The sequence below is a fragment of the Actinomadura gamaensis genome (assembly GCF_042652125.1).
Classification (GTDB): Bacteria; Actinomycetota; Actinomycetes; order Streptosporangiales; family Streptosporangiaceae; genus Spirillospora; species Spirillospora gamaensis.
On record NZ_JBHSIT010000007.1, the window covers coordinates 580,289 to 605,526 of the forward strand.

28 protein-coding genes are annotated in these 25,238 nt (G+C 72.7%); 6 read left to right on the forward strand and 22 right to left on the reverse strand.

Annotated features, from left to right (window positions below; all coding sequences use genetic code 11):
- Positions 1–37: 37 nt before the first annotated feature.
- Genes ACFPCY_RS25685 through ACFPCY_RS25705 form a run of 5 tightly spaced genes read right to left on the reverse strand, consistent with a single transcriptional unit; the run spans position 38 to position 4,604 of the window.
- Complete coding sequence (locus tag ACFPCY_RS25685) at positions 38–751, reverse strand: ABC transporter permease (protein WP_378259303.1); 714 nt, start codon at positions 749–751, stop codon at positions 38–40.
- A complete protein-coding gene (locus tag ACFPCY_RS25690; protein ID WP_378259305.1) occupies positions 748–1,659 on the reverse strand; it encodes an ABC transporter ATP-binding protein in 912 nt (303 codons plus the stop codon). Before ACFPCY_RS25690 ends, ACFPCY_RS25685 begins: the two co-directional genes overlap by 4 nt.
- The gene (locus ACFPCY_RS25695; RefSeq protein ID WP_378259307.1) at positions 1,656–2,534 is read right to left on the reverse strand and encodes an ABC transporter permease; all 879 of its coding nucleotides are present in this window, start codon (positions 2,532–2,534) and stop codon (positions 1,656–1,658) included. Before ACFPCY_RS25695 ends, ACFPCY_RS25690 begins: the two co-directional genes overlap by 4 nt.
- Positions 2,531–3,607 (reverse strand): ABC transporter ATP-binding protein, encoded by a 1,077-nt coding sequence (locus tag ACFPCY_RS25700; RefSeq protein WP_378259309.1) that lies wholly within the window; start codon positions 3,605–3,607, stop codon positions 2,531–2,533. The genes ACFPCY_RS25695 and ACFPCY_RS25700 overlap by 4 nt, the downstream gene beginning before the upstream one ends.
- Before the next feature lie 34 nt (positions 3,608–3,641).
- Positions 3,642–4,604 carry a DUF389 domain-containing protein gene (locus ACFPCY_RS25705; protein WP_378259311.1) on the reverse strand — a complete coding sequence of 321 codons (963 nt, stop codon included), beginning with the start codon at positions 4,602–4,604 and terminating at the stop codon, positions 3,642–3,644.
- An 87-nt stretch (positions 4,605–4,691) separates the two neighbouring features.
- Here ACFPCY_RS25705 and ACFPCY_RS25710 point away from each other — a divergent pair, with 87 nt between their 5' ends.
- On the forward strand, positions 4,692–5,351 hold the full coding sequence (locus ACFPCY_RS25710; RefSeq protein WP_378259313.1) for an HNH endonuclease family protein: 660 nt from the start codon (positions 4,692–4,694) through the stop codon (positions 5,349–5,351).
- A gap of 9 nt (positions 5,352–5,360) precedes the next feature.
- Here ACFPCY_RS25710 and ACFPCY_RS25715 read toward each other — a convergent pair whose 3' ends face one another.
- The 4 genes from ACFPCY_RS25715 to rplM all read right to left on the reverse strand — a co-directional run bounded on the left by ACFPCY_RS25715 (position 5,361) and on the right by rplM (position 8,488).
- Positions 5,361–5,678 (reverse strand): hypothetical protein, encoded by a 318-nt coding sequence (locus tag ACFPCY_RS25715; protein WP_378259315.1) that lies wholly within the window; start codon positions 5,676–5,678, stop codon positions 5,361–5,363.
- 186 nt (positions 5,679–5,864) lie between these two features.
- Positions 5,865–7,208 carry a phosphoglucosamine mutase gene (glmM, locus tag ACFPCY_RS25720; RefSeq protein WP_378259317.1) on the reverse strand — a complete coding sequence of 448 codons (1,344 nt, stop codon included), beginning with the start codon at positions 7,206–7,208 and terminating at the stop codon, positions 5,865–5,867.
- Positions 7,209–7,420: 212 nt separating this feature from the next.
- Positions 7,421–7,936, reverse strand: a complete 516-nt coding sequence (gene rpsI / locus ACFPCY_RS25725) for a 30S ribosomal protein S9 (RefSeq protein ID WP_378259319.1) — start codon at positions 7,934–7,936, stop codon at positions 7,421–7,423.
- Between the two features lie 108 nt (positions 7,937–8,044).
- The gene (gene rplM / locus ACFPCY_RS25730) at positions 8,045–8,488 is read right to left on the reverse strand and encodes a 50S ribosomal protein L13 (protein ID WP_378259321.1); all 444 of its coding nucleotides are present in this window, start codon (positions 8,486–8,488) and stop codon (positions 8,045–8,047) included.
- Positions 8,489–9,090: 602 nt separating this feature from the next.
- On the opposite strand from rplM, the gene ACFPCY_RS25735 reads away from it, so the two are divergent.
- From ACFPCY_RS25735 to ACFPCY_RS25745, 3 genes are all read left to right on the forward strand, one after another.
- Entirely contained in the window at positions 9,091–10,476 is a 1,386-nt protein-coding gene (locus tag ACFPCY_RS25735) for a CAP domain-containing protein (RefSeq protein ID WP_378259323.1), read from the forward strand.
- A gap of 116 nt (positions 10,477–10,592) precedes the next feature.
- Complete coding sequence (locus ACFPCY_RS25740; RefSeq protein ID WP_378259325.1) at positions 10,593–11,942, forward strand: hypothetical protein; 1,350 nt, start codon at positions 10,593–10,595, stop codon at positions 11,940–11,942.
- Positions 11,943–11,965: 23 nt separating this feature from the next.
- Positions 11,966–13,822 (forward strand): hypothetical protein, encoded by a 1,857-nt coding sequence (locus ACFPCY_RS25745; RefSeq protein ID WP_378259327.1) that lies wholly within the window; start codon positions 11,966–11,968, stop codon positions 13,820–13,822.
- An 80-nt stretch (positions 13,823–13,902) separates the two neighbouring features.
- Here ACFPCY_RS25745 and truA read toward each other — a convergent pair whose 3' ends face one another.
- The 8 genes from truA to infA all read right to left on the reverse strand — a co-directional run bounded on the left by truA (position 13,903) and on the right by infA (position 18,960).
- On the reverse strand, positions 13,903–14,727 hold the full coding sequence (gene truA, locus ACFPCY_RS25750) for a tRNA pseudouridine(38-40) synthase TruA (protein WP_378259329.1): 825 nt from the start codon (positions 14,725–14,727) through the stop codon (positions 13,903–13,905).
- A gap of 386 nt (positions 14,728–15,113) precedes the next feature.
- Complete coding sequence (gene rplQ, locus ACFPCY_RS25755; RefSeq protein WP_378259332.1) at positions 15,114–15,590, reverse strand: 50S ribosomal protein L17; 477 nt, start codon at positions 15,588–15,590, stop codon at positions 15,114–15,116.
- A 136-nt stretch (positions 15,591–15,726) separates the two neighbouring features.
- Entirely contained in the window at positions 15,727–16,740 is a 1,014-nt protein-coding gene (locus tag ACFPCY_RS25760; RefSeq protein WP_026415301.1) for a DNA-directed RNA polymerase subunit alpha, read from the reverse strand.
- A 113-nt stretch (positions 16,741–16,853) separates the two neighbouring features.
- Positions 16,854–17,480 (reverse strand): 30S ribosomal protein S4, encoded by a 627-nt coding sequence (gene rpsD / locus ACFPCY_RS25765; protein WP_378259334.1) that lies wholly within the window; start codon positions 17,478–17,480, stop codon positions 16,854–16,856.
- A 26-nt stretch (positions 17,481–17,506) separates the two neighbouring features.
- A complete protein-coding gene (gene rpsK / locus ACFPCY_RS25770; RefSeq protein ID WP_021596710.1) occupies positions 17,507–17,908 on the reverse strand; it encodes a 30S ribosomal protein S11 in 402 nt (133 codons plus the stop codon).
- Between the two features lie 60 nt (positions 17,909–17,968).
- Positions 17,969–18,349 carry a 30S ribosomal protein S13 gene (rpsM, locus tag ACFPCY_RS25775; RefSeq protein ID WP_378259336.1) on the reverse strand — a complete coding sequence of 127 codons (381 nt, stop codon included), beginning with the start codon at positions 18,347–18,349 and terminating at the stop codon, positions 17,969–17,971.
- A 212-nt stretch (positions 18,350–18,561) separates the two neighbouring features.
- Positions 18,562–18,675 (reverse strand): 50S ribosomal protein L36, encoded by a 114-nt coding sequence (gene rpmJ, locus ACFPCY_RS25780; protein ID WP_021596712.1) that lies wholly within the window; start codon positions 18,673–18,675, stop codon positions 18,562–18,564.
- A 63-nt stretch (positions 18,676–18,738) separates the two neighbouring features.
- Entirely contained in the window at positions 18,739–18,960 is a 222-nt protein-coding gene (infA, locus tag ACFPCY_RS25785; RefSeq protein ID WP_018657567.1) for a translation initiation factor IF-1, read from the reverse strand.
- Between the two features lie 300 nt (positions 18,961–19,260).
- On the opposite strand from infA, the gene ACFPCY_RS25790 reads away from it, so the two are divergent.
- Positions 19,261–19,818, forward strand: a complete 558-nt coding sequence (locus ACFPCY_RS25790; RefSeq protein ID WP_378259338.1) for a hypothetical protein — start codon at positions 19,261–19,263, stop codon at positions 19,816–19,818.
- A 30-nt stretch (positions 19,819–19,848) separates the two neighbouring features.
- Here the strand turns inward: ACFPCY_RS25790 and ACFPCY_RS25795 are convergent, their stop codons facing one another.
- On the reverse strand, positions 19,849–20,442 hold the full coding sequence (locus tag ACFPCY_RS25795) for a sortase domain-containing protein (RefSeq protein WP_378259340.1): 594 nt from the start codon (positions 20,440–20,442) through the stop codon (positions 19,849–19,851).
- 1,261 nt (positions 20,443–21,703) lie between these two features.
- On the opposite strand from ACFPCY_RS25795, the gene ACFPCY_RS25800 reads away from it, so the two are divergent.
- A complete protein-coding gene (locus ACFPCY_RS25800; RefSeq protein WP_378259342.1) occupies positions 21,704–22,513 on the forward strand; it encodes a phosphodiesterase in 810 nt (269 codons plus the stop codon).
- A gap of 85 nt (positions 22,514–22,598) precedes the next feature.
- On the opposite strand, the gene ACFPCY_RS25805 is transcribed toward ACFPCY_RS25800, so the two are convergent.
- From ACFPCY_RS25805 to ACFPCY_RS25820, 4 genes are all read right to left on the reverse strand, one after another.
- Positions 22,599–23,039 carry a DUF1707 SHOCT-like domain-containing protein gene (locus tag ACFPCY_RS25805; RefSeq protein ID WP_378259344.1) on the reverse strand — a complete coding sequence of 147 codons (441 nt, stop codon included), beginning with the start codon at positions 23,037–23,039 and terminating at the stop codon, positions 22,599–22,601.
- Positions 23,040–23,302: 263 nt separating this feature from the next.
- Positions 23,303–24,112, reverse strand: a complete 810-nt coding sequence (gene map / locus ACFPCY_RS25810) for a type I methionyl aminopeptidase (RefSeq protein ID WP_378259346.1) — start codon at positions 24,110–24,112, stop codon at positions 23,303–23,305.
- Between the two features lie 56 nt (positions 24,113–24,168).
- Positions 24,169–24,819, reverse strand: a complete 651-nt coding sequence (locus ACFPCY_RS25815; protein ID WP_378259348.1) for an adenylate kinase — start codon at positions 24,817–24,819, stop codon at positions 24,169–24,171.
- Positions 24,820–25,238, reverse strand: a 419-nt coding sequence (locus tag ACFPCY_RS25820; RefSeq protein ID WP_378259350.1) for a preprotein translocase subunit SecY, incomplete at its 5' end; no start/stop codon positions are given.

Consider the following 25,238-nt stretch of genomic DNA (forward strand, 5'->3'; position numbering starts at 1 on the left):
GGCCCCGCTCACTCCGCGCTGGTCGCGCGGCGCTGCTTCACTCCGCGCTGGCGACGGTGAGGCTGCGGAGCCGGACGGTGGCGAGCACGGTGGCGACCAGCGTGACCACGACCAGGAGGACGATCGCGGTGGGCAGGGAGACGGCGGTCTTGACGGTCGAGGCGTCGGTCAGCGAATGGGTGACCGAGAGGGCCCACTGGAGGATGGACGCCTTCTTCGCGCCTGGGGCGAAGTTGCCGAAGAGGCTCTCCCAGACCAGGGCGTACAGGAGCCCGATAGTGACGGCGTTGCGGCTCACGACGCCGAGCGCGACGAACACCGAGGCGTAGGCGACGCCCCCGACCAGGACGCCGACAGTGAACGCCGGGGTCAGCCCCGCAGGCGCGCCGAGGATGAAGCCCGCCAGCAGCGTCGGGACGGCCGCGAACAGCGCCACCAGGACGATCGCGACGGCCAGCTTCGTCAGGATGACGACCTGCCGCGGGATCGGCTTGGTCAGGATGTACATGATCTGGCCGTCGTCGATCTCCGGCCCGATCACGCCGGTGCCCGCGATCAGCGCGAGCAGCGGCAGCACCGCGCCCAGCGCGAACCGCTGCAGGACGGTCGTGTCGACGTCCAGGTCGTTGGTGTTGGTCAGCCGCAGCACCAGCGACAGCAGCAGCAGGACGCCCGGCAGCACGAACAGCAGCAGCGCCCGCCTCCGACCGAGCATCGACCGGAACGTGATCATCGCGATCGTGGGGTTCATCGCGCCACCAGGTAGGAGAAGACGGATTCGAGGGACTCGTCGGCCGGGACGACCTCCCAGAGCCGCACGCCGGCGTCCCGGGCGAGGCGGGGCAGCAGCCAGGTGAAGCGGCCGAAGTCGGACGCCTCGACCGACAGGCCGTCCGAAGTGAGCTCGACGCCGCGGGCCGAGCCGTCGGCGATGATCGCGGCGGCGAGCACGCGGTCGTCGCCGGAGCGGACCCGGAACCGGTGCGGACGGTCGGTCATCAGGCGGCGGATCTCGCGGAAGTCGCCGGACGCGGCGTGCCGGCCCGCGACGATCACCTCGATGTGCCCGGCGAGCCGCTCGACCTCCTCCAGGATGTGCGAGGAGAACAGGATGGTGCGGCCCTCGGCGGCCATCCGGCGGATGAGGTCCATGAGGTGGAGCCGCTGGCGCGGGTCCATGCCGTTGAACGGCTCGTCCAGCAGCAGCACCGGCGGGTCGTGGACCAGCGCGGACGCCATCTTGATCCGCTGCTTCATGCCCTTGGAGTAGGTGCCGATCGCGCGGTCGGCGGCCTGCTCCATCTCGACCTCGGCGATCGCCCGGGCCGCCGCCCGGCCCGGTTCGGCCAGCTTGTGCAGCTTGGCCATCGCGAGGATGAACTGCTGCCCGGTGAGGAAGTCGTAGGCGGTCTCGCGCTCGGGCACCAGGCCGAGCCTGCGGTAGACGTCCGGGTTCTGCCAGATCGGGTCGTCGTCCAGCGTGACCGTGCCGGACGACGGCGACAGGAACCCGCCCATCATGTGGATGAGCGTGGACTTGCCCGCGCCGTTCGGGCCGAGCAGGCCGGTCACGCCGGGGCCGATGGTCATGCTGACGCCGTTGACGGCCACGACGTTCCCGTACCAGCGGGACACGTCCCGCAGCCTGATCTCGGTCACGACAGGCCCGCCTTCCGGAACCGCGCGTACAGGACGGCGACCGCGCCGAGCACGATCGCGGCGCACAGCGCCAGGGCGGCCAGCCCGCCGCCGGTGCCGGGCGGGGACGAGGGGGCCGAGAGCGGTCCGCCGAGCAGCCGGTGCGACACGGCGTCCACCAGGTTGAACGGGGTGAACAGGGCGAGCCAGCCGGACAGCGTCCAGTGCCCGGTGTTCTCGGTGATCCCCTGGAGGATCGACACCAGGACGCCGGAGACCAGCAGCACCGCGATCACCGCCGCGACGCCGAACCCGCGGCGCGGCGTGAACGCGGCGACGACCATGCCGATCGCGGCGAGGACCAGCGACAGCAGCAGGCATCCGGCGAGGCCGCCGAGGTAGTGCAGGAGTTGCTTGCCCGAGTGCGGCACCTGCGTGACCAGGCCGCCGATGTACAGCACGGTGACCGGGATCGCGGTGAGCGCGAACAGCGCGGTCGCGAACGCGGCGAGCTTGGCGAGGACGAAGTCCAGGTGCCCGACCGGCCGCGAGAAGTACAGCGGGACGACGTGGAACCGGATCTCCCGGGACGCCAGCACCGGCGCCTGCGTCGCCACGAAGATCGAGACGATCAGCTGGAGCATGAACTGGTAGCGCGTGTAGGGGAACAGCGCCTCGGGCCGCTTGGCGATCGCGACCACCGCGATGTCGCCGACGGCGGGCAGCATCATGATCCCGGCGAGCACGAACGGCATCACCTTGGCGCGGGCCGGACGGCCCAGCCCGTAGGCGGCGCGCAGGTTGTGGACGAACAGCGACCGGGTGACGTAGGCGCGGCCGAGCCGCTTGCCGTCGTAGTGCCGGTAGCCGATGTCGTGGATGGTGCTGACGCTCACCGGGCGCCTCCCCTCAGCTCCTCGGCGGACGGTCCGGGCGCCCCGGGCGCTCCAGGCGCCCCGGCTGGCGGCTGCGCGCCGGGCGGGGGCTGCGCGCCGGGCGGGGGCTGCGCGCCGGGCGGCGGTTGCGAGCCGGGCGGGGCTTGCGCGCCCGGTGGGACGGGGATCGCCTGGGGCGCGACCGAGAAGACCTCTTCGATGTGGTGGCGGCGCTGCTCCATCCGGACGAGCCGGAGTTCGAGGTCGGCCGCGCCGTCCCGGACGAGGTCGTAGACGCTCTCGTCGCCGATGTCGATCACGAGCTGGCGGCCCTCCGGACGGACCGGGACCTCGCGCTCGTGCAGCCAGCGGCCGAGGAGGTCGCGCCCCTCGTCCACCTCGACGACGAGCACGCCGCTCGCCGCCGTGTACGCCTCGACCTCCTGCGAGCGCAGCAGCTTCCCGCCGTCGATGACGATCACGTGGTCGCAGACCCGCTCCAGCTCGCCGAGCAGGTGCGAGGTGACCAGGACGCTGATGCCGAACTCGTGCCCGATCCGGCGGATCAGGCCGAGCATCTCGTCGCGTCCGGCCGGGTCGAGGCCGTTGGTCGGCTCGTCCAGGAAGACCAGGCGCGGGTCGTGGACGAGCGCCTGGGCGAGCTTGACGCGCTGCCGCATGCCGGTGGAGTAGCCGCCGATCGGCCGGTACCGCTCCTCGTACAGCCCGACGTGGCGCAGCGTGTCGGCGGCGCGCTCGCGGGCGGCGGTGGCGGGCAGCCCGCACATCCGGGCCATGTGGACGACGAACTCGGTGGCCGACACGTCCGGCGGGAGGCAGTCGTACTCGGGCATGAAGCCGACCGAGCGGCGGATCTCGCCGCCCTGGTGGGCGATGTCCAGGCCGAGCACCTCCGCGCCGCCCGCGGACGGCGGCAGCAGGCCCAGCAGGATCTTGATGAGGGTCGACTTACCGGCCCCGTTGGCGCCCACGAGACCGACCACGCCCGGCGGCGCCGCGAGCGTCAGGTCGTCGAGCGCGGTCACCCTCGGGAACCTCATCGTGAGGCCCCGGGTCTCGATGATCGGCGGCATACCCAGAACCTAGCCCCCTCCGGCGTGCCCGTCGTCACCCCAGGGGCCTAGGCCGTTCGGCCGACCCGCCCTTCCGGCGTACTACCCGGAGCCACACCACGCGTTGTACCAGGAGGGTGAGGACCCCCGCGACCAGCATTCCGGCGAAGTTCACGGCGAGCTGGAGGATCGACCCCTCGATCTCGCTGCCGTGCTTCAGCACCAGCGCGACCGCGAGGTTCCCGGCGGCCGGGACGGTCGTGACCGAGATGAACACCCCGACCAGCGCGGACGACTTGCCCGCGGTCATGGACAGCACCCCGGCCGCGCCCGCGAGCAGCGCCACGATGAACGACCAGCGGTCCGGGCTGTAGATGAACGCGGTGTTCGGCCGGTCGTGCGGCAGCTCGCTGATGTCGAGCACGCCGATCCAGCGGCTGGCCAGCGCGCACACGTAGGTGATCGCGATCGCGACGGCGAACCCGACGACCAGCGTCCGGGCGCCGCCCGCGATCCGCCGCACGTTGCGGGTGACGATGCCGAAGCAGATCGCCGCGATCGAGGAGAACTCCGGGCCGAGCACCATCGCGCCGACGACCAGGACGGCCGAGTCGGTGATCGCGGCGATCGCCGCGAGCTGCGTGGCGAGCGCGAGGAACGCCAGGTACGCCCAGGTCAGGCCCGCGCCCTCGGCGGTCTGCCGGTCGAACTCGTCCCAGACGACCGCGTCGTCGCCCGCGCCGGGGGCGCGCCGCTCGGCCTCGTCCGCGGCGTGCGAGAGGGACAGGTCGATCTTCTCGACGGCGATCGAGCCGTCCTTGTCCAGGCCGAGGGCGCGCAGCGCGTCCAGGATCTCGTTGGCCGCCTCGCGGGCGACGTCCGCGGTGACGAGGTCGCCCGCCGGGCTGCGCGCCGCGCCCGGCACGACCACCACGTTGGTGACGCCGACGTGCTCGGCCAGCGCCGAGCACACCGCGTCCGTCCGGTCGGCCGGGACGATCGTTCTCAGGTGCAACACGCGTCACATCGTGCCGCACCCGGCGCGTCACCGCCGCGTTCCCGCCGCGCCGCCGTGATCATGCATTCCGGACGACCAGGGAGGAACATGAGGACGCGCACATTCACGGCGCTCGGCGGCGCGCTGCTCCTGGCGGGCACGCTGGCCGCCTGCAAGGACGACGCCGGAGCCTCGTCCGGCGGCAAGCACGCGGGCGGCGGTCAGGCGGGCGGCGGTCAGGCGGGCGGTGACGTCTCCGGCCTCCGCGTCGCCGCCGAGGGATCGGGCGGCGGCTACGCCCGCGACCGCTTCGGGACGCGCTGGAAGGACACCGACCACAACGGCTGCGACCAGCGCAACGACGTCCTCGCCCGCGACCTGGCCGGCGTCCGGCGGCAGGGACGCTGCGTCGTCGTCTCCGGCCGCCTCCACGACCCCTACAGCGGCAAGGACATCGCCTTCGCCAAGGCGAAGGCGTCCGAGGTCCAGATCGACCACGTCTACCCGCTGGCGCTCGCCTGGCGCATGGGCGCGTCCAAGTGGCCCGCCGACCGGCGCGAGCAGTTCGCGAACGACCCCGGCAACCTCCTGGCCGTCTGGGGCGTGCCGAACCGCCAGAAAAGCGACTCTGGACCGTCCGACTGGAAACCGCAGCAGGCCTTCCAGTGCGCCTACGGCCGCAAGTACGTCGCCGTGGCCCGCAAGTACGACCTGCCGGTGACCGTCCAGGACCGGGCGGCCCTCCAGGGCTTCCTGGCGCGCTGCTGACGGTTCGCGTCAGCTCTCGGTGATCTCCAGGCGGCCGACCTTGAGGTGCGCGATCTCGACGACGCCCGCCTCAAGCTGGTCGATGACGGCCCGCTTGACTGCCAGACGGCCGATCGCCACCGCGCCGACGGCGATCGCCCCGATGGTGGCGGCGCCGAGCGCGACCGAGCCCAGGCCGGTCAGGAGGCGGATGTGCGCGCCGGTGGCGGACGCCCCGGTCACCTCCGCGCCGGTGGCGCGGGCCCCCTTGCCGCGCTCGGTGCGCACGCGCGGCGGCTTCTCGTCCTCCGGACGCTCGGCGGAGATGTCGTCAGGCTCGATGGTCATGAGCCCACCCTAGGCGAGCCCCGCGCGCACCACGTCCCGAAGCGGGGCGACGGTGCGCGCGAGGGCCGGGCGGCCGGACAGAGCGGTCAGCCGGGGACTGAGGCAGGGCGGTCAGCCGGGGGCTGAGGCAGGGCGGTCAGCCGGGGGCTGAGGCACTGTGGTCAGCCGAGGGCGGGGACGGGGTGGTCAGCCGAGGGCGGTGCGGACGACCTCGGCGAGGCGCTCGGCGACGGTGCGGGCCTGGTCCTCGGAGGCGGCCTCGACCATGACGCGGACCATCGGCTCGGTGCCGCTCGGCCGGATCAGGACGCGGCCGGACGCGCCGAGCTCCTCCTGCGCCTCGCCGATCGCGGCGGCCAGCTCGGGCGAGGTGGCCGCGCGGTCCTTGGCGACGTCCCGGACGTTGATCAGCACCTGCGGGAGCCGGGTCATCGCCTTGGCCAGCTCGTCCAGCGGACGGTTCCGGCGGGCCATCGCGGCGAGCAGGTGCAGGCCGGTCAGCACGCCGTCGCCGGTGGTGGCGTGGTCCAGCATGATCACGTGGCCGGACTGCTCGCCGCCGAAGTTGAAGCCGCGCTCCTTCATGGCCTCCAGCACGTACCGGTCGCCGACGGCGGTCTCCACCACCGTCAGGCCCGCCTCGCGCATCGCCAGCTTGAAGCCGAGGTTGGACATCACGGTCGCGACGACGGTGTCGTCGGCGAGCCGGCCCGCCTCGCGCAGGTCCAGCGCGAGGATCGCCATGATCTGGTCGCCGTCCACCTCCTCGCCGGTCGCGGTGACGGCCAGGCAGCGGTCGGCGTCGCCGTCGTTGGCGATCCCGGCGTCCGCGCCGTGCTCGCGGACGGCGGCCTTCAGCGCGTCCAGGTGGGTCGAGCCGACCCCGGCGTTGATGTTCAGGCCGTCCGGGGCGGCGCCGATGGTGATCACCTCGGCGCCGGCGCGGCGCAGCGCCTCGGGCGCGACCTCGCAGGACGCGCCGTGCGCGCAGTCCACCACGACCTTCAGGCCGTCCAGCGAGACCGGCACCGTGCTCAGCAGGTGCGCCACGTACTGCTCGACCGCGCCGTGCGCCTCGCGGACGCGGCCGACGCCCGCGCCGGTCGGCGGCTCCCAGTCGCGGCCGAGGGTCGCCTCGATGCGGTCCTCGATCTCGTCGGCCAGCTTGTAGCCGCTGCGGTCGAAGAACTTGATCCCGTTGTCGGGGGCGGGGTTGTGCGAGGCCGACAACATCACGCCGAGGTCGGCGTCCAGCGCGTGGGTCAGGTGCGCGACGGCCGGGGTCGGCAGCACGCCGAGCCGCAGCACGTCCACCCCGGCGCTGGCGAGGCCCGCGACGACCGCGGCCTCCAGGAACTCGCCCGAGGCGCGCGGGTCGCGGCCCACCACCGCGACCGGGCGGTGTCCCGCGAACGCCCCGGCCTCGCCGAGGACCCGCGCCGCCGCCACCGACAGCTCCATGGCGAGCGGCGCGGTGAGGTCGCGGTTGGCCAGCCCGCGCACTCCGTCGGTTCCGAACAGACGACCCACGATCAACTCCTAGCTCGGCCGGGCGCGGGACCCCGACCCGCGCGCCGGCACGCTCAATGTAGTCCGCGAAACGGGGCGGGCCCGGCATCGGGCGCGCGCCCCGACCGTCCCCGTGAAACGCGAACGAGCCGTCGCGCCCGCGGACGCCGCCCGACCCGCGCGGAGGGGGTCGGCGGCGTGCCACACGGGACGCGACGGCTCGATCGGACTGCTTAGCGCTTGCTGTACTGCGGCGCCTTGCGGGCCTTCTTGAGACCGGCCTTCTTGCGCTCGGTCGCGCGGGCGTCGCGGGTGAGGAACCCGGCCTTCTTCAGCGCCGGGCGGTGCTCGATGTTGGCGAACTGGAGCGCCCGGGAGATGCCGAGGCGCAGCGCGCCGGCCTGGCCGGTGGTGCCACCGCCGTTGACCCGGCAGATCACGTCGAACTGGTTCTCCAGACCCAGCAGCACGAACGGCTCGTTCACGATCTGCTGGTGGACCTTGTTCGGGAAGTACTGGTCCAGGGTGCGGCCGTTGATGGTCCACTTGCCCGAGCCCGGGACGATGCGGACGCGCGCGATGGCCTGCTTGCGGCGGCCGGTGCCGGCGGCGGGGCCGGTGGCGACGGGCTGGCCCAGGTAGGCGCCCTCGGGGGCCTCGGGGGTCTCCGTCGTGTACTCGGACGGCGCGTCCTCGTACGAGTCGTACTCGACGCCCTCGGCGGGCGTCTCGATGCCGGTCTCGGACACTGTTCTCCTCAGAAGTCTTCTAGCCAGGGCGGCTGGCCCGCGTCCTCGCGGGTGCCCCGGCGGCCACGTGGGATCCGCTCGCGTACCGGGCGGTACGGCGCGGGGGTGCTACTGGGCGACCTGCTTGATCTCGAACGGCACGGGCTTCTGGGCCGCGTGCGGGTGGTTCGGGCCCGCGTAGACCTTCACCTTGCCGAGCATCTTCCGGCCGAGGGAGTTCTTGGGCAGCATGCCCTTGATCGCCTTCTCGACGGCCTTCTCGGGGTGCTTGGCGAGCAGGTCGGCGTAGGACATCGAGCGGAGTCCGCCCGGGTAGCCCGAGTGCCGGTAAGCGCGCTTGTTCTGGAGCTTGTTGCCGGTCAGCGCCACCTTGTCGGCGTTGATGATGATGACGAAGTCACCGGTGTCGAGGTGCGGCGCGTAGATCGGCTTGTGCTTACCCCGGAGCAGCTGCGCGGCCTGGCTCGCGAGCCGACCCAGCACGACGTCGGTCGCGTCGATGACGTGCCACTGACGCTGAACATCAGCGGGCTTTGGGGTGTACGTGCGCACGGTCGTAGACCTTCGTTTCTTAGTCGACTGGCGGTTGATCTCGCCCGGCCCGATGATGCGGGACGGGCGTGCCGCGCGGTTGCGATCGCCGCCCGCCCATGAGGTCGGGCACGCAATACAGCGACTGGGCAGCATATCCAGCCGCGCGGGCACGGGTCAAAGCGAGGCCGCTACACGGTGCTCACGGTGCTCGTTCGTCAACCGCCGACGGCTACTTTCCCGGCCATCCTCCAGTATGCACCATCCCGCCCCGTGCCGAGACCGCGTCCCGCCCGCAGCAGGGCGGGATCCGGGCCGGATCGGGGCCAGATCCGGGCCGGATCGGGGCCGGTTCAGGGCCGGCTCGCGGCCGGATCAGGGCCGGATCGCGGCGGGAATCAGGGCCGGATCAGGGCCGGATCGCGGCCGGAGCCCGAGCGGAGCCGACCGGGGAGCTGGGCCGCAGCCGCGCCGGAGCCGGCCGGAACCGCCGCGCCTCCGGGCCGGGGAGAGAGATCGTTTTGCTCCGGATCAACGACTTATGCCCCATATATGGATAAGGTGCCGCCCGTCCGGTTCCCCCCTCGCCGGCAGCGCGCCGGCCCGGCCCCCAGGAGCACTCGATGCGCCCTCCCCGCCGCGCCTCCCGCTCGTCGCGCCCCCGAGATCCGGGCGCGGGCGAGCCGTACCCGGACGGACCGCGGCACGCCGCGTCCGGCGACAGCCCCTTCGCCTCGTCCGACCCGTACCGCCTGGCCCCGCCCTCCGGCGCCGCCGACCCCTTCGGCTCCTCCGCCGCCGGTCACGACCGGTTCGGCGGCCCGTCCGGGGCACCCGATCAGTTCGGCGCGCCCGCCGGTGGCCATGATCAGTTCGGCGCGCCCGCCGATGGCCGTGACCGGTTCGGCGCGCCCGCCGGAGCGTCCGCCGGGGCGTCCGACCCGTTCGGCGGACGTGATCAGTTCGGCGCGCCCGACCGGTTCGCTCCGCCCGCCGGGCCGCGTCCGCTGGAGCACGAGCGGCACCGGCCGTCCGAGACCGCGCACGCCCACGGGTACGGCGACGAGGCGGCCCACGGACCGGCCTACGTCCCCGAGGCGGGCGACACGCTCGCCTACTCCCCCACCGGACGGTCCGCGCACCAGGCGCCTCCCGGCAACGGCGGACGCGGCGGCGGTCGGGACTTCTGGGACGGCCCAGCCGGCGGCGGAGGCGGCGGACGCAAGCGCCGGACGCCGCTGATCATCGCCGGTGCGGCCGGGGCGATGGCCCTGGTCGTCGGCGGGGGCGTCGTGGTGAGCCAGCTCGCCTCGGACGACGGCCCGCGCAAGCCGGCCGCCGCGGCGAAGCCCGGCGCCACGAACGCGGACCAGACCGGGACGCAGCCGGACGAGTCGCCCGCCGGCAGCCCGTCCGCGACGCCGTCGACGTCGCCGAGCAAGTCCCCCAAGGCGAAGCCGAGCTCGAAGAAGCCCGGCTCGAAGCCGACGTCGGGCAGGTCGGGCGGCGGCGACGAGTCCGACTCGTCCCCCGGAAAGACCGGAGGCGGCTCGGGATCCGGTTCCGGCTCGGGCGGGAACGGCGGCTCGGGCGGCGGCAGCGGGAGCGGAAGCGGCGGGAGCGGCGGCGCGACCGCCTCCGAAGCGGCCGTCTACAAGCTCACCAACCAGCAGCGCGCGAAGGCGGGATGCTCCCCGCTACGGCTGGACGCCCGCCTCACCCGCGCCGCCCGCCTGCACTCGCAGGACATGGCCGCGCACGACTACTTCAGCCACGACTCCCGCAACGGCGACAGCCCGTGGACGCGGATCGAGCGCCAGGGCTACACCCAGCCCGGCGCGGAGAACATCGCCAAGGGCTACCCGGACGCCGCCGCCGTCATGAAGGGCTGGATGAACAGCCCGGGCCACCGCGCCAACATCCTGAACTGCGGTCTGAAGGCGATCGGCGTCGGCCGCGCGGACGGTCCCGGCGGTCCCCTGTGGACCCAGGACTTCGGCTGGAAGTGAGCGCCGCCGGACGCCGCGTGAGGTTCGCGAAACCACCGGCGTCCGGTTCGCCCCCATGTCATGGTGGGTGTGCCGAAGGTCCAGAGCCCTGAGTAAGGAACGGTAGGGTCCAAGCCATGGGTTACCCCGGTGACACAGGCAGAAACGGCGGCTGGCCTGGTGAGCAGCCGTCGCGGCAGCCCCACGGTCCCGGCGGCGCGGACTCCGCGCCGGTCTCGTGGGACGACGACCAGAACCGGTTCGCCCCCGGTTCCTTCGGCGCGCCCCCGGGCGGACTGTCGCAGGAGCCCCCGCGCGCGGCGTCCGGACACGGCGACCCGAACGGCACCGCCGCCCTCGGCGACCCGAACGGCACCGCGGCGCTCGGCGAGCCGCCCGCGTTCGGAGGCCCCGCCTCGGAGCAGGGCTTCGGCGGGCCGCGGCGCGGTTTCGACGACCACGGCGGCTTCGGCAACGACCCCCAGCCCGGCTTCGGCGACGCTCCCGCGTTCGGCGAGCCGCAGCAGCAGCACGGTTTCGGCGCCCCGGACGGCCCGGGTGGCGGTCAAGGCGGCCCCGAAGGCTTCGGCGGCCCAGGTGGTCCCGGCGGGCCTGGTGGCCCCGGCGGCCCGGACGCCTTCGGTACCGGCGGTCCCGGCGGTCCGGGTGGTCCCGGCGGGCCGGGTGGTTTCGGCGGCGACGGCTTCGACCAGCACGTGGCCGGGCCGCCCCCGGCGAAGGCGAAGAAGCGCAACCTGCCGCTGATCATCGGCGGCGCGGCCGTGGCGGGCGTCGTGCTGATCGGCGGCGGTGTGGCCGCCGCGTCCATGCTCAAGAGCGACCCGAAGCCGAAGCCCAAGAAGACCACGGCGGCGAACAAGCCCGCCCCGTCCACGGCGTCCACGCCCAACCCGTCCCCCTCCCAGTCGCTCGACCCGGTGAAGCTGAAGTCCCGGGCCACCGACCCGAGCCCGCTGTCCCTCAGCGAGATCTACGGCAAGGCGTCGTTCTCCGGCGGGGGCGAGAAGTACAAGCGGACCGGCTGGAACGTCGCCAAGACCTGCACCGGATCGGTCGGCGGCACGGCCCTGACCGCCTCAGTGAAGAAGGGCGGCTGCTCCCAGGTGCTCCGCGCCACCTACACGCGCGGCGACGGCAAGCTCATCGGCACCGTCGGTGTTTTCAACCTCAAGACCGAGACCGCGGCCAAGGCGGCGGTGAAGGCGGCGGCCGACAAGGACGCCTACCTCAAGCCGCTGCCGGGCACCGGCAACACCAAGAAGATCGGCACCGGGCTGGCCCTCGGCACCGCCGAGGCGCGCGGCCACTACCTGGTCATGACCTGGGTGCAGCGCCCGGACGGCAAGAAGATCGCCGACAGCGCGCACCAGGACGTCTCCGAGTTCGGCCAGCAGGTGATCCAGGGCAGCGGCCTCAGCGTGGCGCTGCACTACCGGGAGACCGAGGGCAAGCCCTACCGGAGCTGATCGGCACGAGGACCCGAACCCCCATGCCTGAACCTGACGAGATCCGCCCCGCCGATGCGGCGGCGGACCCCGCCCCCGCCGCCGCGCCGCCGAGTTTCGGCCACGACGAACCGGCGCCCGCCGGAGGCGAACTCCGCATCCCGCCCCCGTTCCGGCTCCAGGCCCCCTGGTGGGCCGCCGAGTCCACCGACTCGGACGAGCCGGAACCCGAGGAACCCGCCCGGCCCGGCGTCCACTCCGACGTCCAGTCCGATGTCCAACCCGACGTCCAGTCTGACGCCCGCCCCGACGTTCGGCCCGAGGCCCCGGCGCACGTACCGCCGCACGCCGAGGCCGTCCCCGAACCTCCGCACGCCCCGACGCCGGACGACCGCCTCGTGGCCGGTCTCGGCGCACCCGACGTGGACTCGCGCCGGGCCGTGCCCCGTCCGCAGCCGCCGTCCTCGCGGCCCGTCCGCGACACCGTCCCGGACGGCACCCCCGTCCACCCGCTTCCGGACGGCACGGGCCCCCACCAGGTCCCGGACACTCCCCAGCCCGTCCCGTCGCCGCAATCCAGCGGCACGGGGCCGCAGCCGGTGCAGTCCGGTGGCACCGGGCCGCAGTCCCTGCCGCCGCTGGCGCAACCGGACGGCGCCGAAGTTCCCCGGAATTCCGGAATCGCTCCGCCCGGCGGCACCGGCCCGCAGCCGACCGTCGAGGAGCCCCGGTTCGCGATCGCGCAACCGAGCGCGATGCCGTTGCCCGCTCCGGTGACCGGCGACGCGCCGGTGAGCGGCGACGCGGCGGCGGATCTGGCGGCGCGGACGGACAGCCGGACGTCCGGCCCCGTCCTGACGCCGGACGCGATCCTGCCGCCCGGCGTCACGCTCCCACCCGCCGTGGCGCTGCCGACCGTCGAGCGGACCGTCCAGGACGCCCCGAAGCAGCCGAAACAGGGCGTCCAGACACAAGACGCACAGCGGCAGGACGCGCCAACGCAGGACGCGCCCGTCACGGTCACCGACATCCCTGCCGTCCAGCCAGGGCCCGGCGCCGCGCAGCAGAGCCCTCAGGCGGGCGCGACCGCCACGGCGGTGGCCCCGCGGCCGGTTCCCGGCCCGAGCGGTCCCAACGACGGCAACACCGGCCCGCAGCCGTTCCCGCCCGGCCCGCTCGGCGGAGAACGCCCCGGTTCCCTCCCGAACAAGCGGAAGCGCCTGCTCATCGGTGGCAGCGTCGCCGCCGCGGTGATCGCGGTCTGCGGCATCGCCGTGGCCGGGATCGTCTCCGGCGGCGACGACGGAGGCAAGGCCAAGAAGCACAGGTCCGCGCACGCCCCCGGCGCGCCCGCATCGCCGAGCGCGCCCGTCCACCACCCCGTGGACATCAACACCGAGAAGACCGACCCCAAGCCGCTCGCGCTGACCGAGGTCTTCCCCAGCCCGACGATCCAGCTCGGCGGGCGCACCTTCCAGCGCGACCGCTCCTCGGTGAACCACCAGTGCGGCCTGACCTCGCGCGGCTCGATGGCCGCCGCGCTGGCGCGCGAGGGCTGCCGGTCCGTCGTTCGGGTCACGTTCGTGAGCGGCGACAAGAAGTTCGCCGTCACCAGCGGCGTGGCCGTCCTCCCGAACCACGACGCCGCCCTGAAGGTGAGCCGATCCGGAGATCCCGGCCGCTACGAGTGGTTCCGCGGCCTCACCGGTCCGCACTCGCCCGACATCGACGCCACGGGCGGTTACGCTGCCGCGACCGTTCGAGGCCGTTACGTCGCCTATGCCTACGCCACCTACACCGACGGCACGCGCATCACGCCGCAGGACACCCAGATCAAGACCCTGGCCCAGCAGTTCCTCGACTACGGCACTCAGGCCCTCGACGCCCGCGCGCGAGGCTGACGACCAGAAGCGCCCGGTGCCATCAGGCACCGGGCGCACGCATGTCCGTCATCGGCCGCAGAACCGCCGAGGAGGCCGGCTCAGTTGGAGAGGGTCCGGACGCGGCGCGTCTGCTGCGCTCGCAGGGCCAGGTCGGCGTCGTCCGGGTAGGTGATCTCCTCCAGGGAGAGGCCGTGGGCCGGGGCCACGTTGACGGCCGAGTCCCGGACGCGGGCGCCGAGGACCTCGGCGGGCCAATCGATGTCGCGGCGGCCGTCGCCGACGACCAGCAGCGCGCCGACCAGGGCGCGGACCATGGAGTGGCAGAAGGCGTCGGCCTTCACGGTCGCGGTCGCGAGGTGCCTCGCCTCGCGGTTCCACTCGAAGACCTGGAGCTCGCGGATCGTCGTCGCGCCCTCGCGCTTGCGGCAGAACGCGGCGAAGTCGTGCTCGCCGAGCATGAGCTCGGTGGCGGCGTTCATGCGGTCCACGTCGAGGGGGCGCGGGTGCCACAGGACGTCGTGGCGGCGCAGCGGGTCCACGCCGACCGGGTCGTCGCAGACGCGGTAGGCGTAGCGGCGCGACAGGGCGGAGAAGCGCGCGTCGAAGCCCTCGGGGGCGGGCCGGACGCGCCAGACCCGGACGTCCGGTGGCAGCAGGCCCGCGAGGCGGCGCGGCAGCGTCCCGTTGATGGCCGAGTAGGCGGCGACGGGCACCACCACGTGGGCGACCTGCCCGCGCGCGTGGACGCCCGCGTCGGTGCGTCCGGCGACGGTGAGGACGGGCGGGGGGTCGAGGCGCAGCACCCGGGCGAGCGCGTCCTCGATCACGCCCTGGACGGTGCGCTGGCCGGGCTGCCGCGCCCAGCCGGCGAAGTCCGACCCGTCATAGCCGATGTCGAGCCGGAGTCGTACGAGAGCGGTCATGGGTGCCGGGGGTTCCTTGTCCTGTTCGTCGGCCATCGCGCGTCCAACCAGCTCCTGCGGCCTGTCCGGCCTGTCCCATCCGTCCGGCCTGTCCCATCCGTCCGGCCTGTCCCATCCGTCCGGCCTGTTCCACCTGTCCGGCCTGTCCCACGGGTGCGGTCCGTCCCACCCGTCCGGCCTGTCCCACCCATCCGGGTTGCCCCACCGGTCCGGGCCGCCCCGCCGGAGCGGGCGCACGGCGCCGGGCCGTCCCCGTCCGGCGGCGTGACCCGGTGCGCCATCGCCCCCCTGACCATGGGGGCCAGTCTGGCAAAGATCGAGCCCGCCGTCCCGTAGCGGGACGGCGGGCCCTCACATGTCGAGCGAGAAAGAACCCTTGCGGGGCCTTACTCCGCCTTCTCCTCGGCCGCGGCCTCCTCGGTCGAGGCGGGCGCCTCGGCCGGGGTCTCCGCCGGAGCCTCGGCCTGGGCCGGGGCGGCGGCGGCCGGACGGGTCGAGGCCGACACCGGCTCGGTCACCAGCTCGATGACCGCCATGGGGGCGTTGTCGCCCTTGCGCGGGCCGAGCTTGGTGATCCGGGTGTAGCCGCCCGGACGGTCGGCCATGGCCGGGCCGATCTCGGTGAACAGGGTGTGCAGGACGCCCTTGTCCCGGATCGTCTTGGCGGCGAGGCGACGGTTGTGCAGGTCGCCCTTGCGCGCCTTGGTGATCAGCTTCTCCGCCAGCGGGCGCAGGCGGCGGGCCTTGGCCTCGGTGGTGGTAATGCGGCCGTGCTCGAACAGCGAGGTCGCCAGGTTCGCCAGGAGCAGCTTCTGGTGAGCCGCGCTGCCGCCCAGACGGGCGCCCTTGGTGGGCTGAGGCATGGTCGTTTCCCTTCTTGCACCGGCCGTGCCAGGCACCGGTGGCAAATCTCCGCGCCGGCCGTGTCAGGTACCGGCGACGGGTCTCTATGGATGGAACCGGAAGGCCGAGCCGAGATCAGGCCCGAGCCGACCGGGGTCAGTACTGCTCGGTCTCGGCGTAGCCGCCGTCGTCGTCGCCGTAGTTGTCGGCGGCGGCGGACGGGTCGAACCCGGGCGGGGAGTCCTTCAGCGAGAGGCCCATGTCGTTGAGCTTCTGCTTGACTTCCTCGATGGACTTGGCGCCGAAATTCCTTATGTCGAGGAGGTCCTGCTCGGAGCGGGCCACCAGCTCGCCCACCGAGTGGATGCCCTCGCGCTTCAGGCAGTTGTAGGAGCGGACCGTGAGGTTCAGCTCCTCGATCGGCAGGGCCAGGTCCGCGGCGAGCGCGGCGTCCGTCGGGGACGGGCCCATGTCGATGCCCTCGGCCTCGACGTTGAGCTCGCGGGCCAGGCCGAACAGCTCGACGAGGGTCTTGCCGGCCGAGGCCACCGCGTCCCGCGGCAGCATCGCGGCCTTGGTCTCCACGTCCAGGATGAGGCGGTCGAAGTCGGTGCGCTGCTCGACTCGGGTCGCCTCGACCTTGTAGGTGACCTTGAGCACGGGCGAGTAGATGGAGTCGATCGGGATCCGGCCGATCTCCTGGCCCGGCTGCTTGTTCTGGGCCGCCGAGACGTAGCCGCGGCCGCGCTCGACCGTCAGCTCCATCTCCAGCTTGGCCTTGTTGTTCAGGGTGGCGATGTGCAGGTCCGGGTTGTGGACCTCCACGCCCGCCGGCGGCGCGATGTCGGCCGCGGTGACCTCGCCGGGGCCCTGCTTGCGCAGGTACATGACCACCGGCTCGTCGTGCTCGGACGAGACGACGAGCTCCTTGAGGTTCAGGATGATGTCGGTGACGTCCTCCTTCACCCCCGGCACGGTGGAGAACTCGTGCAGGACGCCCTCGATCCGGATGCTGGTGACAGCGGCTCCGGGGATGGACGACAGCAGGGTGCGGCGCAGCGAGTTGCCGATCGTGTAGCCGAAGCCCGGCTCCAGCGGCTCGATGGTGAACCGCGACCGGTACTCGTCGACCTGCTCCTCGGTGAGGGTCGGGCGCTGAGCGATGAGCATGGGTTTTCCTTCTTTCCGCGGTGCCCGCTATATGACGACCGCAGTGGAGTTCTTCCCTGTTCGCCGCCGCCCACGCGCACGAGGCGCGCGGGCGGCGGCGGAACGATGAGCTCTTACTTGGAGTAGAGCTCGACGATCAGCTGCTCCTGGACGGGAGCGTCGATCTGCTGGCGGACGGGCAGCGAGTGCACGAGGATGCGCATGCGCTCGGCGTCCACGCCCAGCCAGGCCGGAACCTGGCGCTCGCCGGCCTCGGCCTTGGCGACCTGGAACGGCGTCATCTCCAGCGACTTGGCCTTGACGTCCACGATGTCGGCCTCGGAGACGAGGAAGCTCGGGATGTCGACCTTCTTGCCGTTGACCCGGATGTGACCGTGCCGGATCAGCTGGCGCGCCATGTCGCGGGACTTGGCGAAGCCCGCGCGGTACACGACGTTGTCCAGGCGGCGCTCCAGCAGCGAGAGCAGGTTGTCACCCGTCTTGCCCTGCTGGCGGTTGGCCTCGACGTAGTAGTTCGAGAACTGCCGCTCCAGCACGCCGTAGATGCGCTTCGCCTTCTGCTTCTCGCGAAGCTGGAGCAGGTACTCGGTCTCCTTCGGACGACCGCGGCCGTGCTCACCCGGCGGGTAGGGACGGATCTCGATCGGGCACTTCGGGCCCTCGCACTTGCTGCCCTTGAGGAACAGCTTCATCTTCTCGCGGCGGCAGAGCTTGCAGTCCGCACCGGTGTAACGAGCCATTGTTTGTGATCTCCCCTACGGCTTTCTCAGACCCGGCGACGCTTCGGCGGGCGGCAGCCGTTGTGCGGAACGGGCGTGACGTCCTGGATCGAGCCCACCTCGAGGCCGGTGGCCTGGAGGGAGCGGATCGCGGTCTCACGGCCCGAGCCCGGACCCTTGACGAACACGTCGACCTTGCGCATCCCGTGCTCCATCGCGCGCCGGGCGGCGGCCTCGGCGGCCTGCTGCGCGGCGAACGGGGTGGACTTGCGGGAGCCCTTGAATCCGACGTGGCCGGAGGAGGCCCAGGAGATCACGTTCCCGTTGGGGTCGGTGATCGAGACGATGGTGTTGTTGAACGTGCTCTTGATGTGGGCGTGCCCGTGAGCGACGTTCTTCTTCTCCTTGCGGCGCACCTTCTTCGCGCCGACACGGCTCTTGGGAGGCATCTCTGCTCTCTTCCTTCTGAGGTCGTCGATCCGTCAGGAACGAACGGTTCCTGCGGACTACTACTTCTTGCCGGCCTTCTTCTTGCCGGCCACGGTCTTCTTCTTGCCCTTGCGGGTGCGCGCGTTGGTCTGCGTCCGCTGACCGTGCACGGGGAGACCGCGGCGGTGCCGGATGCCCTGGTAGCAGCCGATCTCGATCTTGCGGCGGATGTCGGCCTGGATCTCGCGACGGAGGTCACCCTCGGTCTTGTAGTTGGCTTCCATCCAGTCGCGCAGCTTCACCAGGTCGTCGTCGGTGAGCTGGTGGACGCGCGTGTCCGGGCTGACGCCGGTCTGGGCCAGCGTCTCCTGGGCACGGGTGCGACCGATGCCGAAGATGTAGGTGAGAGCGATCTCCACGCGCTTGTCGCGCGGGAGGTCGACGCCGAGGAGGCGTGCCATCTCTGGCGGTTCCCTTCATTTGGCGGAGGTGTTGGCGCATCGCGTCCGCACACACCCGACGCCCGTCGGGTGGCGGCCCCGGCCTCCGTCCGGGGGTGGCCCCTTCACACGACGGTGCCGCACGACCCGATCTTGGACGACCGGACCGTGCGGCGACCGCGTGCGAAGGCTGCGATACGTGGATCAGTTGTGGAGCGTCGAGTCGGTGGGCGTCAGCCCTGACGCTGCTTGTGGCGCGGGTCGGAGCAGATGACCATGACCCGGCCGTGCCGGCGGATGACGCGGCACTTGTTGCAGATCTTCTTGACGCTCGGCTTGACCTTCACTGGGTCTCCTATTGATCAGGGTCACCCTTCCGCCGCCACACGGAAGAGAGGCAACCCCAGTGACTACTTGTAGCGGTAGACGATCCGACCGCGCGTGAGGTCGTAGGGGCTCAGCTCCACGACGACGCGGTCGTCCGGCAGGATCCGGATGTAGTGCATCCGCATCTTGCCGCTGATGTGGGCGAGCACCTTGTGCCCGTTGTCCAGCTCAACCCTGAACATGGCGTTCGGGAGGGACTCGATGACGGTGCCCTCGATCTCGATGGCGCCTTCCTTCTTGGGCATGTCCTCCGCGCTTCGCTGATCGGCTCATTGGACGAAGGCCCGCGACCACCTCACGCGCGCCGTGGAGATCCAGGGGATCTGGCGAGGTGAGGAACCGGCCGCGACCCCTGCCGCGACGCTCAGGCGCGTCGAGGCGGGGAAACAAGGCGGCCGAACACGGACCGACATAAGAGTGTACGTCACCGGGCGGCGGAACGCGAAATCATCCCACGGCACGGCATCGGATACTGCTCCCGACACAAGCATACAGCGCCCGCGCGTTGTACCTTTCCAAGAGGACGAACACCCAGGGGAGGATCGATGCCGAGCTATGACTTCGCGCTGATCCTCAGCCGTCCCCTCTACGAGGAGGAGCTGGACCCGCTGTTCGACCGCACCCACGGTCAGGTGACGGTCTCGATCATCACCGAGCCGCAGCACGCCGCCCGGCCGGGCAACGCCACCGCCTCCTGGCACGCGGCCACGCTCGCCGAGGCCGTGATGCAGGTCGTCGCCCACCTGGAGGACGCCGCGCCCGGCCTGCACGTGCGGCAGGTCGAGGCCGACCCGCTGCTGACGATCCGCGACATCGCCGAGCGGGTCGGACGCTCGGTCGAGTCGGTCCGGCTGTCGATCACCGGCGCGCGCGGTCCGGGCGGCTTCCCCGCCTCGGAGATGTCCACCGGCGGGCACCGGCTGTGGCGCTGGTCCAAGATCGCCGCGTGGTACGACATCGACGACCCGCAGCTCCGCGAGGCCCGCCCGACCACCCAGGCGATCAACGGCTGGCTCGCCCTGCGCGACGTCGTCCCGGACATCGCCCCCACCCCCGAGGACGTCACCTCCGCCCTCAGCGCCGTCCTCACCCACGTCGCCTAGCCCGCACGGCCCGAGCCCGCCTCGCGCGGATCAGCCTCGGGGCATGGATGCGAGGTCCGCGGCACGGTAGGCGGCGGCGAACGTCGCGTAGACGATGAGATTGTCGTCATACGCGTGGCGCTTCTCGTCGTGGCGTCCGGCGCAGGTGATCAGCCTCAGTTCGGGGACGGTGCCGGCCAACCGGACGCGTGCCTCGCTGAACAGGCGCTTCGGCACCTGCTCGGCCCGGATCATGCGGAACACCGCGACCGTGCCGTCCGAGCGGGCGACACCGATGATCTCGCCCGGACGCAGCTCGCCCAGGCGCGCGAAGACCGCCGGGCCGGACGCGGTGTCGAGGTGCCCGAGCACCAGCGCCGCCCCCGGCTCGCCGGGACTCGGGCCGGACGCGAGCCAGCACGCGTGATCCGGCTCGTCCCGCGGCGGGGTCGGGATCGCTCCGGCGCCGTCCCGTCCGACGCGTCCGAGGGGCGCGGACAGGCCGATCGCCGGTATCAGCAGCCGCGTCGGGACGGCATGGACCAGCGCGGCCCGCAGCGGCACCGGCGCGCCCGGCGGAACGGCCTCGGGCCGCGCGACCGCCGCGCGACGAAGCCGTCCGAACGAGTACCTCGCCACGGCCACGGGCCGGGACGCCCTCGGCAAGCCCTCCAGGACGCACCGTGCCCGCCGCCCGCGCCATCGTGGACACCGCCTAGGCATCCGCCCTCCCGACCCGTCGTAGGACCCACCAGAGCCCTCCGAGCACCCCCGCGACCAGCGCCGACCCCACCCCGAGCACCAACCCCCCAGGCCCACTCTCCGCCGGCCAAGCCAGCCCCCCACCCCACGCAGACCAACCACCGCCAGCGAGCCCGCCCGCAGCCGCATTACCCGCAGCGAGGCCGCCCCCAGTCGCACCGCCCCCAGTCGTGCCGCCCGCAGCGGAGCCGCGCGCGGTCGCACCGCCCGTGATGGCCGCACCGCCCGCAGGTGCGCCGCCCGCAGTCGTGCCGCCCCCAGCGGCGCGGCCCGCAGTGGAACCGCCCGCAGCCGTGCCGTCCGCAGCGGGGGCGCCCGTGGCCGCGCCGCCCGAAACCGCGCGGCCGGTAGCAGGGCTGCCCGCGGTAGCGCCCTCGGCGGTCGCGCCGCCCCCGGCGGGGCCGCCCACGGTCGCGCCGTCCGAAACCGCGCGGCCGGCGGTCGGGGCGCTGGCGGTCGGGTCGGGGGGCGTGGCGGTTGAGTTCCTGGATGTGGCCGCCGGTACGGGCGCCTGTGGGCCATGACTCGGGCCGCGGAGGCGGCGGGGCATCGGCGGGGGCAGCACGTCCAGTCGCGCGTGCAGCAGCCGCGCGCCGTGCCCGCGCGCGTCAGCGCCGCAGGTAACCACGAGCCAGTGCGGGCCGGGCGCCGTGCCCGGCGCGATCGTCGCGGTCCCGAGCGCCCCGCCTCGCACCGGGGTGAGGCGGACCGCCGCGTCGCCGAACGCGTCGGACCGCGCCTCGGGGGCGGCGCAACCGGCCGGGGATATGATCGTGAGCGTCCGCCCCGCCCGAAGGTGTCCCTTCCGGGGCCTCAACGCCACCCCGTCGTCAGCGAACGCGGCCGGAGTGGCGGCGAGCGCGGTCAGCAGCACGGCGCACGCCGACGTGACGCCCGTGCCGGGCCGCCGGAAGGGCATGGTCTCCCCCATCGGCCCCGGGGTCGGACAGGACCGGTGATCGTTTACTGCCCGGCGGCCTCGACGGTCCGGTCAGCCGGGCGCAAAGATCGGGTCAGCGCTCCCTCCGGCGGGCAACGCCGCGGGGCGGGCGAGGGGCCGGGGCGCCGGTGGGCGGGGCGTGCGGCGGTCGGGGGCGTGCGAACCGGTCCGGTCCGTGGTTCGCTTGGAGGAGGGGGAGGATCAATGGCGATCATTGCGCAGCTCAGCGACATCCATCTGGCGGTCGGCCGGGACGGCGAGGTGGACGACGGGTCGGGGCCGGTCCGCTCGCTGCGCGCCGCGGTGTCGAGCCTGCTCGCGCTGCCGGCCCGTCCGGACGCGGTGGTGCTGACCGGCGACCTGGCCGACGAGGGCCGCCCGGCGGAGTACGCCCGGCTGCACGCGCTGCTGTCCCCGCTGCCGATGGCGGTCTACCCGCTGCCCGGCAACCACGACGACCGGGACGCGCTGCGGCACGCGTTCCGCGACCATCCCGCGGTGGCCGGCAGCGGCGGTCCGGGCGCGCCCGTCCAGTACGCGGTGGACGTCGCCGGGACCCGGCTGGTCTGCTGCGACACGACGATCCCCGGCTCGCCGTCCGGGGAGCTGGACGTGGAGCGCCTCGCCTGGCTGGACGCGACGCTCGCCGAGCACCCGGACGTCCCGACCGTGGTCGCCACGCACCACCCGCCGTACCCGATCGGCATCCGGTTCATCGACGGCATGGGCCTCGCCGGAACCGAGGGCCTCGCCGAGATCCTCAAGCGGCACCGCCAGGTCGTCCGCGTGATCAGCGGGCACGTGCACCGCAGCACCGTCGGGTCGCTCGCCGGGACGACCTGCACCACGACGTCCAGCACCTACCGGCAGCTCTTCCTCGACCTCACCAAGCCCGGACGCGGCGCCCTCACCGGCGAGCCCGCGGGCTTCGCGATCCACCTCGTCGAGGGCGAGTCGGCCGTCACCCACTTCGTCCCGACGGGCAACTACCGGCCGCTGATGGAAGTCGACTAAACCGCACGGACAGACGGCACACACGCCGAAGAGGCCCGCTGGAACCGGTCCAGCGGGCCTCTCCCGTCTTCCGGGCGCAGAGTGCCTACCGCCTGTCGCCGCCCGCGCCGAACAGGGACCTGAGCAGCAGCAGCACGCCCCACGGCCCGGCCACCCACAACCACCACGGGTACGGCACGACCGGCGCGGTCACCGCGATGATCGCCCAGATCGCGATGTTCAGCGCCGAGACGACCGCCCACGCGCTCCACATCGCCCGCGTCCCGTACCAGATCGACCCGCCGGACGACCGCGGCGCGACGGTCGTGCGCTGGTAGGCCGGGATCGGCCGGTGGTGCAGGTCCGCCTCGGGGAGGTCGGCGGTGAGCTGCTGCAGCTCGCCCATGGTCTTGGCCGAGTAGGTCGCCTCCAGGCGCTCCTCGAGCTCGGTCAGGGTCAGCCGGCCGTCGGCGGTGTGCTCGCGCAGGCTCGCGGCCACCCGGTCCCGGTCGGCGTCCGAGGCCCGGATATCTGGATTGGACGCCATCGCGACCCCTTCACGCGTCGTTCCACGCGGCGGGGATGCGCCCCGCCGCCTCCTCCCAGAGTGCCCAAGGATCCGCGGTGCTCTCAAGGGAGCCAGGTCCACCCCCGTCCGGGCACGGGGACCACCCCGCAGGGCGAAAGAAGGACCGCTCGCGGATCACGCGCGACGCCGTCCAGCGGATCGCCCGCGACTCCGCCGGACGACCTGCACAAGGCCCCGCCGGATGGACCGCGCGCGGCCCGGCTCGGCGGGTCGGGCGCGGCTCAGGCGCCGAGCTTGGCGAACCACTCCCGGCCCTCGTCCAGCGCGGTCAGCACGCGCGGGCCCTCGGGCGTGACGGCGAAGGTGTGCTCGAAGTGCGCCGAGGCGAGGCCGTCGGTGGTGACGACGGTCCAGCCGTCGTCCAGCTCGGCGGTGTCCTTGGTGCCGAGGTTGACCATCGGCTCGACGGCGAAGCACATGCCCGGCTCCAGCACCGGCCCGTGGCCGGGCTCGCCGTGGTTGGGGATCAGCGGGTCCATGTGCATCTCGGTGCCGATGCCGTGGCCGCCGTAGCCCTCGACGATCCCGTAGGCGCCCTGGGAGCGGACGTGGGACTCGATGGCGTGCGACATGTCGGTCAGCCGCGCGCCGACGACGCCGGCGGCCAGGCCGTGCCACATGGACGCCTCGGTCACCTCCAGCAGCTTCCGCAGCTCCGGAGTGATCTCGCCCACCGGGACGGTGATCGCCGAGTCGCCGTGCCAGCCGTCCACGATCGCGCCGCAGTCGATGGAGATCACGTCGCCGTCGCGCAGCGTCTTGTCCGGACGCGGGATGCCGTGCACGATCTCCTCGTTCACCGAGGCGCAGATCGTCCCGGTGAAGCCGTGGTAGCCGAGGAAGGACGGCACGCCGCCGTGGTCGCGGATGTGCTGCTCGGCCAGCCGGTCCAGGTCCAGCGTGGAGATGCCCGGCTTCACCGCCTCGCGCAGCAGCTGCAGCGTGCGGCCGACCAGGAGGCCGGCCGCGCGCATCAGCTCGATCTGCTCGGGCGTCTTGATCTGGATGGCGGGCTTGCGCCGTCTGAACACTGTCCACTCCCCCACGGGCCGGGGCCCGGGGGACCCGCCGCCCGCGACCCGGCGATCTACTTCTCGAACGGACGCAGCGCGTCCAGGGCCCGCCGGGTGACGTCCTCGACCGGTCCGGTCGCGTCGATGCCGCGCAGGATGCCCTCATCAGAATAGAACTGGACGAGCGGCGCGGTCTGTTCCGCGTAGACCTCCAGGCGGTGCCGGACGACCTCCTCGCGGTCGTCGTCGCGCTGGTACAGGCGCCCGCCGCAGTCGTCGCAGACGCCGTCGCGCTTGTCGTCGAAGTCGACGTGCCAGATGCGGTTGCACTGGGGGCACTGCCGGCGCCCGGACAGCCGCCGGACGACCTCGTCCTCGTCCACGACCAGTTCGAGGACGACGTCCAGCCGCGTGTCCCACTCGGCGAGCATCTTCTTCAACGTCTCGGCCTGCGGGACGTTGCGCGGGAAGCCGTCGAGCAGGAACCCGTCGCGGGCGTCCTCCTGCTGGAGCCGGTCGCGCACCATGCTGATGGTGACCTCGTCCGGCACCAGGTCACCCCGGTCCATGTACTGCTTGGCCAGCTGACCGAGCTCGGTGCGCGCAGCGATGTTGGCGCGGAAGATGTCACCCGTCGAGATTTTCGGGATCGACAGATGCGACGCGATGTACTGGGCCTGCGTCCCCTTGCCCGCTCCCGGGGGGCCCACCAGAACGATGCGCATCTACCGCAGGAAGCCTTCGTAGTTGCGCTGCTGGAGCTGAGATTCGATCTGCTTCACGGTATCCAGTCCGACGCCGACGACGATCAGGATGCTCGTCCCGCCGAAGGGGAAGTTCTGCGTGGCGTTCAGCAACGCGAACGCCACCATGGGGATCAGCGCGACGAGCCCCAGGTAGAGCGCGCCCGGAGTGGTGATCCGGGTCAGCACGTAGTCCAGATACTCGGCGGTGGGCCGACCCGGACGGATACCTGGGATGAACCCACCATACTTCTTCATGTTGTCGGCGACTTCAGTGGGGTTGAAGGTGATCGCGACGTAGAAGTAGGTGAAGAAGATGATGAAGACGAAGAAGATCGCCATGTGCCAGGGGTTGTCCTGCTTGAGGTACGGCTGGACCTTCTGCAGCCACTTGACGTTGG